The following is a 14,877-nucleotide window of genomic DNA, read 5'->3' on the forward strand; positions in this document are numbered from 1 at the left end:
CGGCACGGCGACGCGGCGGCGGCCATCGGCGCCATGATCGCGGCCACTGCGGACAAGATGTACAGCCTGAGCGAGGAGAACCGGTTCCTGGAGGTCACCTACGCCAACGGTGACAAGGAGGTCCTCTACTTCAAGGACTTCGCCTCCGGCGCCATGATCGAGTCGGTGGTGCGGCGGGCCAAGAAGATGGCCCTCAAGCGGCACATCGCCGGCGGAGGCAAGGGCCTCATCGCCGACGACCTGCTGGCCGCCGTGCGCGAAGAGTTCAAGGAGAACGAGGACCTGCCCAACACCACCCATCCCGACGACTGGGCCAAGATCGGGGGCCGCCGCGCCGAGCGGATCGTGGACGTGCGGCCGATCGTCACCGGCGCCGCACAACCTCTCCGCGACGTCGAAGCCGTGGTGACGACCGGTCAGTACCTCTGAGCCCGGCCGCGCCGGCGGGGCTGCAGGGGGCGACCGCCGCCTCCTGCAGTCCCCGCGCGCGGCTCAGCGCTGGGAAGCCCGAGGCTTTCGCAGCAGCCAGTAGTAGACCATGTGCTCGCGGCCGTTGACCTGCACCTTCACGGTCTGATCCGGCTTCCAGTCGCCCATGTCGAAATCGTGGGAGACGATGCGCGTCCCCGGGCGCAGCTCGGCGAAGAGCTTGGGGCGCAGCTTCATGTTGAGCGACTGCAGCAGATACAGCGTGACGACGGTGGCCTCGCGCAGATCGGCGTCGAAGAGATCGCCCTGGATGAAGCGCACGCGCTTGTCGACGCCCGCCTTGGCGGCGTTCACCGTGGCCTCCCGCACCCGCTCGGGATCGATGTCGTAGCCGACGCCCCGCGCCCCGTACTTCTTGGCGGCCGTGATCAGGATGCGGCCGTCGCCCGAGCCGAGATCGTAAACGAGATCGTTCTTGCCGACTTTGGCCATCTGGAGCATCTGGTCGACGACCGACTGGGGCGTCGGCACGTACTGCACGTCCGGCTCCCGGACCTTCTGCTGGGTCGTCGTCTGTCCGAGGGCGGTGGCAGCCACGACGGTGAGGGCGAGGACAAGGGCGAGCGAAACCCTGAGTGATCTCATCGTGAATTCTCTCCCGGGCCGGGGGTCACGCCGGCCGTCACGCGCATGACAAACACGCCACTGGCGAGGACCACGAGGCCCACGAGGGCGCCGACACCGGCATACCGTACGCTCGAATAGAGCAGGTACACCGCGACCAGGCAGAAGACGGCCGGGGTCGCGGGGTAGCCGGGGACGCGGAAGGGACGGCTGCGATGGGGATCCGTCCGACGCAAAACGAAAAGTGAGGCGACCGTCAGCAGGAAGAAGAACCAGAAGACCGGCGCGGTGTACTCCACCATCGTCTCGAAGCCGCGGCGGGTGAGCGCGCCGAGCAGGACGAGGGCGAGGGCCACCGCGCTCTGGGCCAGCACCGCGTTGACCGGCGTGCCAGTGCTGGCGTTCCACTGGCCGAGGAAGCGGAAGGCGCCGACGTCGCGGCCGACGGCGAAGGCGCTGCGCGCGCCGGTGAGGACCGCGGCGTTCGCCGACGTGAAGGCGGCGATGGCCACGAGCAGGGCCATGATGCCGGCGGCGGCGGGACCCAGGGCGCGGGCCAGCAGGTCGGCGGCGACCGCCTGCGAGCTCGCGGTGCCTTGGAGTCCGAGGCTCCGGAGGTAGACGAGATTGAGCCCCACGTAGAGCAGGGTGACGAGGACGATGCTCAGCACGAGGGCCCGGACCATGTTGCGGGCCGGGTCCCGCACCTCCGCCGAGACGTAGGCCGCCTCGTTCCATCCCCCATAGGTCAGCAGCACGAACACCATCACCAGCCCCAGCCCGGACGGCGTCACGGCGGGTGAGGCGCCGGCGGCCGGCGGAGCGGGAGCGACCATGAGCCCGGCCCCGGCCACGAGCAGGACTCCTAGGACCTCCAGCGTGGTGAACACGTTCTGGGTGGTCTTGCCGTGGCGGATGCCCAGGACGTTGATGCCGGTCAGTAGCGTGATGGCCAGCGCCGCCCAGATCGCCGGGCCGGCCGGGCCCAGGGAGAGGAGCGTCCCGAGGTAATCCCCCAGCACGAAGGCCAGCAGGGCGATCGATCCCGGCTGGATGACGCTGATGCGTGCCCACCCGAAGAGGAACGACAGGCGCGGGCCGAAGGCCCGACGCAGAAAGTGGTAGTCACCGCCCGGGTGCGGGTAGCTCGTGGTGAGCTCCGCGTAGCACAGGGCGCCCAACAGTGAGATCAGCCCGCCCGCCACCCAGGCCAGCACCACGACGCCTTCGCTGCCCGCGAACGAGGCCACCGGGGACGGTGTGCGAAAGATGCCGACGCCGATCACCGTGCCCACGATGAGGGCGATGGTGTCGCGCAGGCTCAGACTGGGCCGAGGCGCAGCCGACGGCGCCGGCGCCGACGCGGTCGGCGTCACGGGAAGGCGGGCCACGCCGGGAAATGGTACCGCAGGAGGCAAGCGTCCGCTCCGCTCGCCCGGCGCGCCGGACGACCGGCCGGTCAGGCGCGCCGGCGCCGGTTCAGGACGACCGCCGGACCAGGGACCATCCGCGCTCCCGGAGCTCGGCGTCGACCGCGGGCCGGGCGCGACGATCCACGCCCCGGCGCTCCGTCGGGTGGGGCAGGGTGTGCTGCCGGCGGTTGACGGCCGACCGGCGCTCCAGGACGACCTCGACCTCGTGCTCGCGGGCGAAGGCGGCTCTCAGCGCCTCGTAGAGATCGGCGCGGTCCGCGCGAACGATGAAGATGAGTCGATCCATGCTCCCGCGAGGCATCCTAGCGCAGAGGCCGGGACGAACGCGAGCATCTCGCGCCTCACGTCGCCGCCCGGCCGGGCTGAACGTCGCGCAGGAAGACGGCCAGGCTGCGGCCCTCCAGCCGGTAGGCGGCGCCGCCGTCGATCGGCGCCGGGGCCTCCGGACCTCGCGGGCGCCCGGTGTCGAACAGGGACGACCAGCGGACATCGGGCCGGCGGGCGGGCAGCGTGAAGTCGATCGGCTCGTGATGGGCGTTCAACAGGATCAGGAGCGTGTTGCCCACGGTCCGTTCGCCTTTCACGTCGACCTCTTCGATGGCCTCGCCGGCCAGCCGGAGGCCGAAGCAGCGGGTCTCGGACCCCCAGTCCGGCTCGCTCATCTCCTTGCCGTCGGGCCGGAACCAGGCCAGGTCTTCGACCTCGGAGCCGTAGATCCGGCGGCCGTGGAAGAACTGGCGCCGACGCAGAACCGGCTCGCGGCGGCGCAGCGCGATCAGATCGCGCGTGAATTGCAGCAGGTTCCCGCGGCGCTCGTCCAGATCCCAGTCGAGCCAGGACAGCTCGTTGTCCTGGCAGTAGGCGTTGTTGTTGCCCTGCTGGGTGCGGCCCGCCTCGTCGCCGGCGCAGAGCATGGGCACCCCCTGGGACAGCAGCAGCGTGGCCAGGAAGTTCCGCACCTGCCTCTCCCGCAGGGCGAGGACGGCCGGGTCGTCGGTGGGGCCCTCCACGCCGGAGTTCCAGGACACGTTGTGGTCGTGGCCGTCGCGGTTGTCCTCGCCATTGGCCTCGTTGTGCTTCTCGTTGTGGCTGACCAGGTCCTGGAGCGTGAAGCCGTCGTGGGCGGTGACGAAGTTCACGCTGGCGTACGGCTTGCGCCCGTCGCGACCGTACAGATCGCTGCTGCCGGTCAGCCGGTAGGCCAGCGACCCGGCCTGGCCCGCGTCGCCCTTCCAGAAGGCCCGCACGGTGTCCCGATAGATGCCGTTCCACTCCGCCCACAGGACGGGGAAGTTGCCGACCTGGTAGCCGCCTTCCCCCAGGTCCCACGGCTCGGCGATGAGCTTGACCTGGGAGATGACGGGATCCTGGTGGATGATGTCGAAGAAGGCGCCGAGCCGGTCGACGTCGCGCAGCTCCCGGGCCAGCGCCGAGGCCAGGTCGAAGCGGAAGCCGTCCACGTGCATGTCCTGGATCCAGTAGCGGAGGCTGTCCATGATGAGCTGCAGGGTGCGGGGATGCAGCATGTTCAGCGTGTTGCCACACCCGGTGTAGTCCATGTAGTAGCGGGGGTCATCGGCCACCAGGCGGTAGTACGAGGCGTTGTCGATCCCCCGGAAGCTCAGGGTCGGGCCCAGGTGGTTGCCCTCCGCCGTGTGGTTGTAGACGACGTCCAGGATGACCTCGATCCCCGCCCGGTGCAGCGTCTTCACCATCGTCTTGAACTCGCCCACCTGACCGTGCAACGACGCCGCGGCGGCGTAGGCCGAGTGGGGCGCGAAGAAGCCGATGGTGTTGTAGCCCCAGTAGTTGGTCAATCCGCGATCGAGCAGCGGCTTGTCCACGACGAAGTGGTGCACGGGCATCAGCTCGACCGCGGTGATGCCGAGCGCGGTCAGGTACTCGACGGCGGCCGGTGAGCCAAGGCCGGCACAGGTCCCCCGCTGGGCCTCCGGCACGTCCGGGTGTCGGGCCGTGAATCCCTTGACGTGGACCTCGTAGATGATCGTCTCGTTCCACGGGATGCGCAGCGGCCGGTCGTCCCCCCAGGCAAAGGTGGTGTCGATCACCACCCCCTTGGGCACGTAGGCGGCGCTGTCGCGGTCGTCCCGGGCCAGGTCGTCGCCGCTGCCGATCGGGTAGCCGAAGACCGCGTCGTTCCATGCCACGGTGCCGTCGAGCGCTCGCGCGTACGGGTCCAGCAGAAGCTTGGCCGGATTGAACCGGTGCCCCTGGCCAGGCTCCCAGGGCCCGTGTATGCGATAGCCGTAGCGCTGCCCGGGACGGACCTCGGGAAGGTAGATGTGCCAGACCTGATCCGTCTGCTCGACGATCGAGACGCGCGCCGTTTCGGTCTGGCTGTCGCGATCGAAGAGGCACAGCTCGACCCCGGTGGCGTGCTCGGAGAACAGGGCGAAGTTGACGCCGGCGCCGTCCCAGGTGGCGCCGAGCGGATAGGGCTGGCCGGGCTGCGTCTTCACGCGGTGACGAGCAAGCAACTCCGATGCCGGAGCCACGATGAGAAAAAGTTTCCTTACCCTTCGGCTGTCGCCAAAGACTTCTGTCGGCGCCCCGTGAAATAATGCCTGCACCGTGCTGAGCCGGTTCAGCCTACGGACCATTTTCGTCGTCGGGGTGCTCCTGGCCGGGGCCATCGTGGCGACGGTCATCGGCATCGGCTCGGCCTCCGCTATCCGCCGGCTGACCATCGCCCAGACGCTGGAGCGCCACGAGGAGCTGGCCAGACGCCTGGCCGCCGAGAGCGACCAGTTCCTGAGCCTGCATTTGCAGGCTGTGCGGATGGTGGCGGCCTTCGCCGCCGTCCAGACCGCCCTCGACACGAATAACGTCTCGTCGATGCTGCTCAGGACGAGAGAAAGTTACCCTGCGCTGGCGAGCCTGGGCGTCGTCGACCGGAACGGTCGCCTCGTCGTCGCCGACCTGTCGACCAGCCCCGGCGCCGATGGCTCCCCGGGGGACGATCTTTCCAAGCGGGCCTGGTGGAGGGAGATGCTGCTCTCCCGACGCCCGGTAGTCGACAAGAGCGTCGAGCCGAGCCTGCCGCAGGCGCCTCCCACGGTCGCGTTGGCCGCGCCGATCATCGACAGCCGCGGAGAGGTCGGGGGAGCGGTCACCGGCGCCCTCGACCTGGCCTTCGTGCAATCCCTGGCCGCCGGCTTCCAGCTCGGGCGGACGGGGCAGGCCAGCGTGGCCTCCGCCGACGGCGTCCGCTTCGCACATCTCGACCTGCCCACCGTGGGTCCGGATCTGTCGCGCGATTCCCTCTGGGCGCTCATGACAGCGGACTCGGGACGCATCGCCTCCTACGCCGACCCGACCGGTCCGGAACGCCTGGCCGGGTTTGCCACGGTGCGGCCGGCTGGCTGGAAAGTGTGGGTGAGTCAGGAGACCGCGGAGGTCGACGAGGAGATCGCCCGGGCGTTCGTAGGAGTGCTGCCGTGGGTCCTGGTGGCGCTCACCGGGCTGGGCACGGTCGCCGTCGCCCTGGCGCTGTTCACCGCCTTGCCGGTGCGAGCGGTGGAGGCGGCGGCGACGGCCATCGCCGCGGGCGACGTGACCGGGCACGCGCCGGAGCAGGGCCCCCGGGAGATGGTGGGACTGGCCCGCAGCTTCAACCGAATGGTCGCGGTCCTCCGCCGCCGGCTGGCCGTCGAGCGAGAGACCAAGGCCGCGGTGGACCAGGCCCTGCGTGAGTACGGTGCCCTGGCGGCACGCGTCGCCGACGGGGACCTCACGGCCCGTGTCACGCCGGCCGAGCAGCCGGAGCTCAGGGAGCTCGGCTGGAACCTCAATCGCATGGCCACGGCGCTGCAGCGTCACGTGGAGACTCTGCACCGGGCCACGGCCAGCGAAGCGGCGGCGCGCGCGGAGTCCGAGCGGCGCCGGCGAGAAATGCAAACGGCGAACCGGCGAATCGTGCAAGTGCTCGACAGCATCACCGACGGCTTCATGACCCTGGACCAGGCGTGGCGCGTCGTCTACGTCAACCGGCGGGCGGAGGAGACGATCGGCCGGCTCCGGCGCTCCCCGGACGGCCTGATCGGGAAGGTCTTGTGGGAGGAGTTCCCGGATCTGGTCGGTTCCATGATCCAGCGGGAGTTCGAGCGGGCCGCGCGGGACGGCGTCCCCGTGCAGTTCGAGTTCTTCTATCCGCCGCTCGGCGCCTGGTTCGAGCTCCGCGGTTACCCGTCGCCCGAGGGGCTCGCCGTCTATTTCCACGACGTCAGCGATCGCAAGCGTGGGGAGGAGTCCCTGCGCGAGAGCGAGGAACGGCTGCGCATGGCCGTCGAGGCCGGCCGCATGGGGACCTGGGAATGGCGGATCGACACGGGCCGGGTGTCCTGGTCGCCCGGGCTGGAGGCCATCCACGGCCTGGCCCCCGGAGCCTTCCCCGGCACGTTCGACGCAGTCCAGCGGGAAATCCATCCCGAAGACCGCGACCGGGTGCTGCAGACGATCCACGAATCGGTCGAGCATCGGAAGGATCTGCGTCTGGAGTACCGCATCATCCGTGCCGACGGCACCGTGCGCTGGCTGGAGGGGCGAGGCCGGCTGGTCGGCGAGCGTCACGGACGACCCGAGCGTGTGGTCGGTGTGTGTATGGACATCACCGACCGCAAGCGGGCGGAGGAGGAACGGGGCGTGGTCCTGGCCGGCGAGCAGAAGGCGCGGGCCGAAGCGGAGGCCGCCAACCAGGCCCGAGACGAGTTCCTCGCCGTCCTCTCCCACGAGTTGCGCACCCCGCTCAACGCCATTCTGGGCTGGAGCCGGATGCTCCGGTTCGGTTCGCTGGATCCGGCGACGGTCGAGCGGGCGATCGAGACGATCGGCCGCAACGCGCAGTTGCAGACCCAGCTGATCGACGATCTGCTCGACGTCTCCCGCATCGTGAGCGGCAAGATGCAGATCGAGCGGCGTCGCGTGGAGCTGCCGGCCGTGCTCCAGGCGGCCGTGGAGGGTGTCCGCGCCATGGCGGAGGTCAAGGGCGTCCGGCTCGAGCACGCCACCGACGCCAACGCCGTCGCCGTCAGCGGCGACGCCTTTCGGCTCCAGCAGATCTTCGGCAACCTGCTGGACAACGCTATCAAGTTCACGCCGGCCGGGGGCCGGGTGCAGATCACGCTCGAGCGGCGAGCGAGCTGGGTCGAGATCCGGGTGTCCGACACCGGCTCGGGCATCGCGCCGGCATTGCTGCCCCATATCTTCGAGCGGTTTCGGCTCGGCGATGCCAAGACGACTCGGGAGCACGGGGGGCTCGGTCTGGGCCTGGCGATCGTTCGCCACCTGGTCGAGTTGCACGGGGGCGCGGTCCGCGCGGACAGTGCCGGCGAGGGTCGCGGCTCCATGGTCACTGTGCGGTTACCGCTCGCCGCCGACCCGGCCCCGCCCCGCGAGGCGGCGTCGCCTCCGATCGCCCTGCCGCCCGAGGCGCCGGCCCTGCTGCACGGAATCGACGTACTGGTCGTCGACGACGATGCCGATGGCCGAGAGCTGCTCTCGACGACGCTGGTTCGGGCCGGAGCGTGGGTCCGCGCCGTGTCGTCCGCGGGGGAGGCCTTGGCCGAGATGGACATCCGGGTCCCCGAGGTGCTCGTCAGCGACCTGGCCATGCCGGGCAAGGACGGGTACGCGCTCATCCGTCAGGTGCGGTCGCGGTCCTCCGAGCGGCAACGCCGGCTCCCGGCGGTGGCGGTCTCGGCACATGCCAGAGAGGAAGACCGCCGGCGGGCCCTGGAGGCCGGGTACGATGTGCACATCGCCAAGCCGATCGACCCCGCGGAGTTTGCCGGGCTGATCGGCAGGCTGGTCAACGCCGGCCACTCGCGGCCGGCGCCAGCCCGGGTCGATTCAGGCGGAGAGTGATGCCGGGGTGAGGTCGATGCCCGCCTGGGCCAGGGCCCGGCCGGCTCGCTCGGGATGGTTCAGATCGCTCCACTCCACTCCGGTCACCGGCAACACGGCGAGATTGGGGGGGCGGGTCGCCAGGATCTGGCGCGAGAAGTCGGCGGCCGCCAGGCGCGCGTAGAGCTGGCGGACCCGGTCGGGAACTCCGGGCTCGGCCAGCCGCGTCCTCAGCGCGAGCAAGCGCTCGACCAGGGACGGCAGCTCTCGTCGAATGAGCGTGGCCAGCACGATCGGCTGGGCCACCATGACGAAGCTGCTCCACAAGCAGCCCCGGGCGAGCAAGTCCGTGCCGAGGGCCGGCCGCGGCTTCTCCCAGAAGCGCCGGACCCGATAGAACGTCTCCCGCCAGCGACCCGGAATCGGCTCGTCCGGCTCGATCCACCCGTATTCGAGCTCCAGTGACCGGGCCTGGACCCCCAGCAAGATCACGAGATCCGGCCGGGTTGTCACCGCCCGAAAGGCCGCCTCCACGTGGGCCATGAAGCGGCCTGGATCAGAGACGTAGTGATCCGACGGCAAGACGGCGACCGGACCGGCCGCCCCGAGGGCGGCCAGCCGCAGCAGGCCGTAGAGGATGGCCGGCGCGGTGCCGCGATTCTCGGGCTGCACGATGATCTGGGCAGGCGGGAGATCCGAGAGCAGCCGTTTGTAAAATCGCTCGTGGCTCTCGACGAGGGCCACCACGGTCTGGCTCGCCGGAATCACCTGCCCGGCGCGCTGCCTGGTAAGTTCCAGCGGCGTGGTCCCGCCGAGCATTGGACAGAACTGCACGGGGCGATCGTCGCCCCATATGGACCGGGTCAGCTCGCTCAGCCTTCCGCTATCGCCGCCGGCCAGGATCAGGCATGAGCGATCCACGAGCCGTGCTCCGTGCAAATCGACGGCCAGGCGCGTCGTCATGAAGTCGGCGCGATCGAAGGTGCTGTGGCCCGACGATTGTCCTTTCTGGGTAATTCGCTCGCGTGAGAGGACCTCACGCGGACCCGCCGGGGCCAGCTTCGGGCAACTGCGCCCTGTCGTAACTCTTTCAACGGGCCGTGCACTGCCACGGCTGGGGTCAACGGGCTCGTTGCGGCCCTGCTCCTGTTCGCGTCGGTGCTGCTCCACGAGCTGTCGCACTCACTGGTGGCGCACGCCTACGGCCTGAGGGTGCACGGCATCACGCTGCACGTGTTCGGCGGGGTCTCACATCCGCTGGGCGCGCTGGAGATCTTGCAGGGCGCCTTCATCAGGCATGGCGTCATCACTTCACCAGCTTTCCCGTGGTGGATGGCGGCCGCGTGGCCGGCGTCGCCACGATCGATCAGGTCGAGGGCGTTCCGCGGAGCAGTGGATGCAGGCCCGGGCGGGGGACGTGATGCAGCCGCTGACGGACGACATGATCGCCTGCCCCGACGACGAAGTGCAGCAGGCGCTCCAGAAAGCGTCGGGCAACCGGCTCGGCCGGCTCGCCGTGCTCGACGGTTACCGGCTCGTCGGCTATCTCTAGGCCGCGGTGCGTCGATCCGCCTCGTCGGCGATCAGCGCGCGCACGGCGGCCGCGATGGCGTTGCGGCCGATGCCGTAATGCTCGAGCAGCGCGAGCGGTGGGCCGCTACGGGGCACCTCGCGGACGGCCAGGCGGTGGACGCGGACCCCGGACGGGCCGACTGCCTCCTGCACGGCGTCGCCCAGCCCGCCCTGCAGGTAGTGATCCTCCACCGTCACGATGGTGCCGCCGGCTGCCCGAGCGGATTCCAGCAGCCCGGCGGTGTCGACGGGCTTCACCGAGTACAGGTCGATGACCCGTACCGGCAGCTGCGCCGCCTGCAGCGCGTCGTAGGCCGCGAGCGCCTCGTGCAGCGTGATCCCGGCCGCCACGAGCGTGAGTCGGTCGTGCGCGCTGTGCCGGAGCACCTTCAGGCCGCCGATGTGGAACGACTCTCCCTCGGGGTAGACCGTGGGCGTCGCCATGCGGGTCGTGCGCACATAGGCCACGCCAGGATGGTCGGCCGCCAGCTCCACGCAGGCCTTGGTGGCCACCCCGTCGGCGGGGTAGAGGACGACGGCCCCCGGCACGGTGCGGAACAGCGCCAGATCCTCCAGCCCCATCTGCGAGGGCCCGTCCTCGCCGATGCTCACGCCGGCGTGGGAGCCACAGAACTTGACGTTGCTGGCGGAGATGCCCGCCATGCGGATCTGGTCGGCGGCGCGGGTGAGGAAGCAGGCGAACGTCGAGACGAAGGGGATCCATCCCTGAGCGGCCAGGCCGGCAGCCATGCTCACCATGTTCTGCTCGGCGATGAAACCCTCGACGAATCGCTCGGGATAGGCTTGCGCGAACCGCTCGGCAAACGTGGAGTTCTTCACATCGCCGTCCAACGCGACCAGGCGTGGCTCCCGCGCGCCGAGACGCACCAGCGCCTCCCCGTAGGCCTGACGCGTGGCGATGGCGCCCGCCGTGCCGGGCGAGGCGTCGACCGGCGCGGACGGCGTGACGGCGACCGCCAGCGCGGGGCGTGGGCGCGGGCGGAGCATGGGCGGCGGCGGCACATGATGCAGTCCCTGCTGTAGGCGCTCGATCGCCCGCGCGGCGGCGTCGGGCGGCAGCGCCTTGCCGTGCCAACCGTCCAGTCCCTCTATTCCTTCGATTCCTCGCCCTTTCACCGTACGGGCTACGATCGCGCTCGGCGTGCCCCGTCCCCGCTGGGCCCAACGCACGGCTTGCACGACGGCGCGCATGTCGTGGCCGTCGACGACCTGCGCCCGCCAGTTGAACGCGGCGAACCGGCGCCGGTAGGCCTCCACGTCGTGGCCGTACATGGTGGGTCCGGACTGGCCGAGCGCGTTGACGTCCACCACGGCGACGAGGTGGTCCAGGCGCGCATGGGCCGCGAGCTGGGCGGCCTCCCACACCGCGCCCTCGGCGGTCTCGCCGTCGCCGAGCAACACCCACACGCGGGCGTCATGACCGCTCAGGCGGGCGCCCAGCGCGAGCCCGACACCGACCGACAGACCCTGGCCCAGCGATCCCGTGGCCACGTCGACGAACGGCAGGCGCGGGGTGGGATGCCCTTCCAGATCGCTGTCGAGCTGACGCAACGTCGTGAGCTGCTCTCGCGAGAGCAGGCCGGCCTCGGCCCATGCCGCATAGAGCAAGGGAGCGGCGTGGCCCTTGCTCAGCACGAACCGATCGCTGGTCGGCGCGCGGGGCTGCTGGGGCTCGGTCCGGAGGGCGGTGAAGAAGATCGCCGCCACGAGGTCGGCGGCTGAGGCGCAGCTCGTGGGATGTCCGCTGCGCGCGGCGGTGGTGGCCCGGATGCAATCGATCCGCAGCCGGGTGGCGATGTCCTCCAGGGCGTGGATCAGGCCGTCGGAGATCTTGGACATCGCCATGGTCACACCCTACCTCCACGCGGACGGCGGCGCCACCGGACGAGAATCTTGAAGTCATGCCACGGCGGGGTTCGCTTCGACCGGGGCTCGTTCGGGCTCACCCCTCACCCGGGACCTGCGAACAGTCGAGCCACCGGACCGTGTCACGGCACCGGTCCCCCGTCACGCGAGATCAGCGTATCACGCACGGTTGAAGAGGCCGCACGAGGCCTCGCGACCAGCGCGGCGATCCCGAGGGCGGCGATCTGGGCCATGGCGATATCCACGAAGATGACCTCGCGGGCGATGACGTGGATGCCCAAGTAGGCGTGGATGCCCGTGAGGACCAGGCACATGAGGAACGGCGCCCACAGCGTGGCGATCAGGCATTTCATCCTCGAACCCTTCGCCCGCCCTCGACACGCACCTCACCCCGCGCGTAGGGATCGATCTGGCCGAAGAACATCAGCTCGATCTCGCGCGGAAAGAACCGGTTCTCGCGCCCGGCGAAGGTCCCGGCCTGATGTTGCCGACGAAGTCACCGACCACGCCGAGGCCGAACAGGAGCTGCCCCGGCCGGCGCTCGCCGTAGAGCGAGAACGGCTGGCGCGGGCGCGTCAACTCGCCCGGGGGCGGAGGCGCCTGTCCCGGCGGCGCCTGGACCACCGCTGGAGAGTCCGGCGCCGCCCAGGCCGGGAACCCGATGACGACACCGATGACAATCGCAACCATACGCCCGTGCATGAGATCCTCCCGCGCTCGACGAAGATGGCGGCCCGGCCGAGTACCGGGTCTCCGGGACGATGGAACGAGCGAGGACGCGGGCTAGCGGAGGGGAGGAGCGCGGAAGCGAACGCCGGCGGGCAGCGCGACGGCCGGGCTGCCGACGAGCGACACGCAGGAGGCGCGCGGGTGAGCGCCTCCTGCACACTCCGGACAATTGACGGCGGCGTCAAACCCGTGCACAGTGCAACATACGGAAAACGGTTCGGGCGAGAGTGGCGGAACTGGCAGACGCGCTGGACTTAGGATCCAGTGGGCCAAACCCTTGGGGGTTCGACTCCCCCCTCTCGCACCAAACGCCCCGCCGGCTGAAGCGCTCCGCTGACCTGTTCGCGCCGGGTCGTCTGGCCATGACGGCGGAACTCGCCCGGCTGGTATAATCCGGCTGGTCTCAGACCTCCGATGGAGAGTGGATGAAGGTCGCGGTCGAAACGCTGGAAGGTTGCAAGCGGCGGCTGGCTGTGGAAGCGCCGGCCGATGTCGTGCAGCAGGAGTGGGAACGAGCCTATGGCCGGGTGCAGAAGCAGGCGCGGCTGCCCGGCTTTCGCAAGGGGCACGTCCCCCGCTCCCTCGTCAAGGCGCACTTCGCCGATGACGTGCGCCGCGAGGTAGCCCAGCACCTGATCCCCGACGTCTACCAGCAGGCGCTGGCCGAGGCGCGGTTGGATCCCGTCGACGAGCCTGACCTCCAGGACGTCCGCCTCGAGGAGAATGCGCCGCTGTCCTTCGTGGCCGTGGTCGAGGTCAAGCCGCCCATCGACGTCGACGCCGACAAGAGCCTGGGGGTGCAACACGCCCCGCGCCCGGTGACCGACGCCGAGGTCGACGAAGCGCTCGAGCACATACGAGAGCGGCACGCGCAGTTCGTGAGCGTGGACCGGGCGGCCGCCCCCGGCGATCTCGTCCTGATGGACTACGTCCTGACTATCGAGGGGCAGGCGCCGTCGCAGCAGAGCGGCTACGCCTTCCTCGTCGGTGACGGCTCGGTGCTGCCCGAGGTCGATCAGGCGGTGGCCGGTATGGGGGCCGGCGAAGAGCGCACCGTGGCCGTCCGGCTCCCCGATGACCACCGCCAGGAGGCGCTGCGGGGGCGCCCGGGCACGGCCGCGGTCAAGGTCGTGGAGGTCAAGGAAAAGGTCCTGCCCGAGCTCAATGACGATCTCGCCAAGTCAGCGGGCGACTTCGAGACCCTGGCTGCGCTGCGGGCCGAGGTGCAGAAGCAGCTGGAAGCGCGGCGGGCCGCCGAGGACCGCCACAGCCTCGAGGAAAAGATCGTCGATGCCTTGCTGGCCGCCCACCCGTTCGCCGTGCCGGAATCCATGATCGTGCGCCAGGTCGCGCACCAGGTGGAGCACGCCCGGGAGCGGTTGCGGCGCCAGGGCGTCGATCCCGACGCCATGCCGTGGGACTACCCCAAGCTCATGGGCGAGCTACGTCCCGGGGCCGAGCGAGCCGTTCGCCGCGCGTTGCTGCTGGAGGCCGTGGCCGAGCGGACGGGCCTGACGCCGGCCGAGCCCGACGTGGACGCCGAGGTCGACCGGATCGCGCAAGCCACACAGCGTCCCACCCCGGCCGTCCGGCGTATGATGGAGAAAAGCGGCGATCTCGAGCGCCTGCGACTGAGCCTCCGGGAGCGTATGACCCTGGACCTCCTGATCGAGCGGGCGACGATCCACGCATGAAGGAGAAGCTCATGGCCCTGGTACCGATGGTGGTCGAGCAGACCCCGCGCGGTGAGCGCGCGTTCGACATCTTCTCGCGGCTGCTCAAGGAACGGATCATCTTCCTGCCCACGTTCATCGAGGACGAGCTGGCCAACCTGGTCATCGCCCAGATGCTCTTCCTGGAGGCCGAGGACCCGGACAAGGATGTCTACCTCTATATCAACTCGCCGGGTGGCTCGGTCACCGCGGGGATGGCCATCTACGACACCATGCAGTATGTGAAGCCGGCCATCGCTACAATCTGCATGGGTCAGGCCGCCTCCATGGGAGCGCTGCTGCTGGCGGCGGGCGCGCGGGGCAAGCGCTTCGCGCTGCCGCACGCGCGCATCATGATCCACCAGCCGTTGGGCGGCGTGCAGGGGCAGGCCACCGACATCGACATCCAGGCTCGCGAGATCCTCCGGATGCGCGAGGAGATCAACCGGATTCTGGTCCACCACACCGGTCAGTCGATGGAGCGGATCGAGCGGGACACCGATCGGGACTTTTTCATGACCGCCGAGCAGGCCAAGGACTATAGAATCGTCGACGAGGTGATCTCCTCCAAGCCGACGACGCGCGCCGTCAGCGAGCAGGCGGCGCTCACGGCCCAGGCCCAGAAGTAG

The 14,877-nt window shown here is 70.0% G+C and carries 13 protein-coding genes, 1 tRNA gene and 1 pseudogene; 7 read left to right on the plus strand and 8 right to left on the minus strand.

The annotated features are described in order from the left end of the window. A partial coding sequence (locus tag VFR64_09010; protein HET9489876.1) for a proteasome ATPase occupies nt 1-429 on the plus strand: 429 nt, incomplete at its 5' end. 63 nt (nt 430-492) lie between these two features. On the opposite strand, the gene VFR64_09015 is transcribed toward VFR64_09010, so the two are convergent. From VFR64_09015 to glgX, 4 genes are all read right to left on the minus strand, one after another. After that, nucleotides 493-1,074, minus strand: coding sequence for a class I SAM-dependent methyltransferase (locus VFR64_09015; protein ID HET9489877.1), 582 nt, complete (start codon nt 1,072-1,074; stop codon nt 493-495). Beyond that, nucleotides 1,071-2,444 (minus strand): amino acid permease, encoded by a 1,374-nt coding sequence (locus VFR64_09020; GenBank protein ID HET9489878.1) that lies wholly within the window; start codon nt 2,442-2,444, stop codon nt 1,071-1,073. The genes VFR64_09015 and VFR64_09020 overlap by 4 nt, the downstream gene beginning before the upstream one ends. 88 nt (nt 2,445-2,532) lie before the next feature. Further along, on the minus strand, nt 2,533-2,772 hold the full coding sequence (locus VFR64_09025; protein HET9489879.1) for a hypothetical protein: 240 nt from the start codon (nt 2,770-2,772) through the stop codon (nt 2,533-2,535). Nucleotides 2,773-2,827: 55 nt separating this feature from the next. After that, nucleotides 2,828-4,966 (minus strand): glycogen debranching protein GlgX, encoded by a 2,139-nt coding sequence (glgX, locus tag VFR64_09030; protein HET9489880.1) that lies wholly within the window; start codon nt 4,964-4,966, stop codon nt 2,828-2,830. A gap of 112 nt (nt 4,967-5,078) precedes the next feature. Here glgX and VFR64_09035 point away from each other — a divergent pair, with 112 nt between their 5' ends. After that, nucleotides 5,079-8,369 (plus strand): ATP-binding protein, encoded by a 3,291-nt coding sequence (locus VFR64_09035; GenBank protein HET9489881.1) that lies wholly within the window; start codon nt 5,079-5,081, stop codon nt 8,367-8,369. Here the strand turns inward: VFR64_09035 and VFR64_09040 are convergent. Next, a complete protein-coding gene (locus VFR64_09040; GenBank protein ID HET9489882.1) occupies nt 8,355-9,311 on the minus strand; it encodes a sugar phosphate nucleotidyltransferase in 957 nt (318 codons plus the stop codon). The genes VFR64_09035 and VFR64_09040 overlap by 15 nt on opposite strands. A 162-nt stretch (nt 9,312-9,473) precedes the next feature. Here VFR64_09040 and VFR64_09045 point away from each other — a divergent pair. Beyond that, nucleotides 9,474-9,599: pseudogene (locus tag VFR64_09045) on the plus strand (site-2 protease family protein). A gap of 145 nt (nt 9,600-9,744) precedes the next feature. Next, nucleotides 9,745-9,900 carry a hypothetical protein gene (locus VFR64_09050; GenBank protein ID HET9489883.1) on the plus strand — a complete coding sequence of 52 codons (156 nt, stop codon included), beginning with the start codon at nt 9,745-9,747 and terminating at the stop codon, nt 9,898-9,900. On the opposite strand, the gene VFR64_09055 is transcribed toward VFR64_09050, so the two are convergent. The 3 genes from VFR64_09055 to VFR64_09065 all read right to left on the minus strand — a co-directional run bounded on the left by VFR64_09055 (nt 9,897) and on the right by VFR64_09065 (nt 12,497). Next, the gene (locus tag VFR64_09055; protein HET9489884.1) at nt 9,897-11,786 is read right to left on the minus strand and encodes a transketolase; all 1,890 of its coding nucleotides are present in this window, start codon (nt 11,784-11,786) and stop codon (nt 9,897-9,899) included. The genes VFR64_09050 and VFR64_09055 overlap by 4 nt on opposite strands. A gap of 143 nt (nt 11,787-11,929) precedes the next feature. Further along, nucleotides 11,930-12,160 (minus strand): hypothetical protein, encoded by a 231-nt coding sequence (locus VFR64_09060; protein HET9489885.1) that lies wholly within the window; start codon nt 12,158-12,160, stop codon nt 11,930-11,932. Between the two features lie 70 nt (nt 12,161-12,230). After that, nucleotides 12,231-12,497 (minus strand): hypothetical protein, encoded by a 267-nt coding sequence (locus VFR64_09065; protein ID HET9489886.1) that lies wholly within the window; start codon nt 12,495-12,497, stop codon nt 12,231-12,233. A gap of 260 nt (nt 12,498-12,757) precedes the next feature. Here VFR64_09065 and VFR64_09070 point away from each other — a divergent pair. The 3 genes from VFR64_09070 to clpP all read left to right on the plus strand — a co-directional run bounded on the left by VFR64_09070 (nt 12,758) and on the right by clpP (nt 14,877). Beyond that, a tRNA-Leu gene (locus VFR64_09070) sits at nt 12,758-12,843 on the plus strand. Nucleotides 12,844-12,961: 118 nt separating this feature from the next. Next, a complete protein-coding gene (gene tig / locus VFR64_09075) occupies nt 12,962-14,230 on the plus strand; it encodes a trigger factor (GenBank protein ID HET9489887.1) in 1,269 nt (422 codons plus the stop codon). Beyond that, a complete protein-coding gene (gene clpP, locus VFR64_09080) occupies nt 14,227-14,877 on the plus strand; it encodes an ATP-dependent Clp endopeptidase proteolytic subunit ClpP (GenBank protein ID HET9489888.1) in 651 nt (216 codons plus the stop codon). Before tig ends, clpP begins: the two co-directional genes overlap by 4 nt.

Source organism: Candidatus Methylomirabilota bacterium (assembly GCA_035709005.1).
Taxonomy (GTDB): Bacteria; Methylomirabilota; Methylomirabilia; order Rokubacteriales; family CSP1-6; genus 40CM-4-69-5.

Coding starts and splice junctions, on each gene's coding strand:
- VFR64_09065 (HET9489886.1), bottom strand. CDS start 12,497: ATGGTTGCGATTGTCATCGGTGTCGTCATCGGGTTCCCGGCCTGGGCG.
- VFR64_09050 (HET9489883.1), top strand. CDS start 9,745: ATGCAGGCCCGGGCGGGGGACGTGATGCAGCCGCTGACGGACGACATG.
- VFR64_09040 (HET9489882.1), bottom strand. CDS start 9,311: ATGACGACGCGCCTGGCCGTCGATTTGCACGGAGCACGGCTCGTGGAT.
- VFR64_09055 (HET9489884.1), bottom strand. CDS start 11,786: ATGGCGATGTCCAAGATCTCCGACGGCCTGATCCACGCCCTGGAGGAC.
- tig (HET9489887.1), top strand. CDS start 12,962: ATGAAGGTCGCGGTCGAAACGCTGGAAGGTTGCAAGCGGCGGCTGGCT.
- VFR64_09025 (HET9489879.1), bottom strand. CDS start 2,772: ATGGATCGACTCATCTTCATCGTTCGCGCGGACCGCGCCGATCTCTAC.
- VFR64_09015 (HET9489877.1), bottom strand. CDS start 1,074: ATGAGATCACTCAGGGTTTCGCTCGCCCTTGTCCTCGCCCTCACCGTC.
- clpP (HET9489888.1), top strand. CDS start 14,227: ATGAAGGAGAAGCTCATGGCCCTGGTACCGATGGTGGTCGAGCAGACC.
- VFR64_09060 (HET9489885.1), bottom strand. CDS start 12,160: ATGAAATGCCTGATCGCCACGCTGTGGGCGCCGTTCCTCATGTGCCTG.